At 63.3% G+C, this 1,310-nt stretch carries 2 protein-coding genes; both read right to left on the reverse strand.

The window, feature by feature from the left end:
• Nucleotides 1-26: 26 nt before the first annotated feature.
• Nucleotides 27-899, reverse strand: a complete 873-nt coding sequence (locus NI2_RS32665) for an IS3 family transposase (protein WP_067499164.1) — start codon at nt 897-899, stop codon at nt 27-29.
• A 14-nt stretch (nt 900-913) separates the two neighbouring features.
• Nucleotides 914-1,243 (reverse strand): transposase, encoded by a 330-nt coding sequence (locus tag NI2_RS32670; RefSeq protein ID WP_067499162.1) that lies wholly within the window; start codon nt 1,241-1,243, stop codon nt 914-916.
• Nucleotides 1,244-1,310 lie beyond the last annotated feature (67 nt).

Genomic DNA, 1,310 nt, shown 5'->3' on the forward strand with positions numbered 1-1,310 from the left:
GGGTTCCCCTGAAAAAGTGGACGGGGTTAGCTTGCTTGCGCGGCCGTCTTGAGGGAGAACTCGTAATCGATTGGTGAACGCATCCCGATCGACGAGTGACGCCGCCGATGATTGTAGAACACCATCCAATTGTCAACTGCAGCAACGAGTTCGGACTTCGTAGCGAAGCTGTGCCGGTAATAGCATTCGTGTTTGAAAGTCGACCACAGCGATTCCGAGCCGGCGTTGTCCCAGCAGATCCCGGTCGCGCCCATCGACCGCAGCAACCCATGCCCGACGCAGGCCGCAGCTGTCGCCAGCGCGGTGTACTGAGTTCCGCGGTCGGACTGCAAGATCACGCCCCGACACCGGCCACCACGCACGAACACCGCGTCATCGACCGCGCCGATGACCAGCTCGGCGCGCATGTGATCGGCGACGCGCCATCCCAGCACTCGCCGGGAATGTTCATCGCGGATCGCACAGAGGAACATGTCGCCTTCACCGCAGGTCAGGTAGGTGATATCCGAAGACCAGACCAGGTCCGGTCTGCCGCGATCGAAGCGGCGTCCGACCAGATCGGGCGGGAACGCCGCTGCCGGATCGGTAACGGTGGTGGTCTTGAACGTGCGTGGACTGATCCCTTCGATTCCGAGGTCGACCATGATCGCGGCGACGGTGTTGGCCGAGACGGATTCACCTTCAGCACGCAGGTCAGCCGTGATCCGCGGTGAACCGTAGGTGCGGTGCGACGCGCGATGGTGAGCGAGGACCTTCACCTCCAGGTCGCGCCGTCGCTGGACCCGCGGCGAGACCTCTGATGCTGCGCGGACCTGCAGGTGCCGGTAGTAGCCCGAGGTCGACACGTCGAGTAGCTTCGCCATCCTGGTCACGTCGTGGTCGGCGCACTCCGCGGCCATGAGCTCGAACCTGCTCACTTTGGATGCTTTGCCGCAAAGTACGCCGACGCTTTTTCCAGGAACGCGATGTCCTTGGCCTGCTCGGCGACCTTGGCCCGCAACCGCGCCAACTCAGCCTTCTCGTCCGAGGAAAGCTCTTGCCGGACAGCACTATCCGGGCCACGTGCTGCAGTTTGGCCCGCAGCGCTCATGCGGCGGCGTTCCTCACGCACCCACTTATGGAGCAAGTTCTCGTGGACATCGAGTTCGCGGGCGATGTCGCGGACCGGCCGCCCGGAATCGATGACTCGGTGCGCGGCTTCGACCCGGTACTCGGGTGAATACGATCGACGCGGACGAGGCATGGTGAACATCCTTCCAGGGACCGATGGTCCCGCCATCTCGGATGTCCACTACTTCAGGGGAACCTCA

It is taken from the genome of Nocardia ignorata NBRC 108230, from assembly GCF_001612905.1.
Taxonomy (GTDB): domain Bacteria; phylum Actinomycetota; class Actinomycetes; order Mycobacteriales; family Mycobacteriaceae; genus Nocardia; species Nocardia ignorata.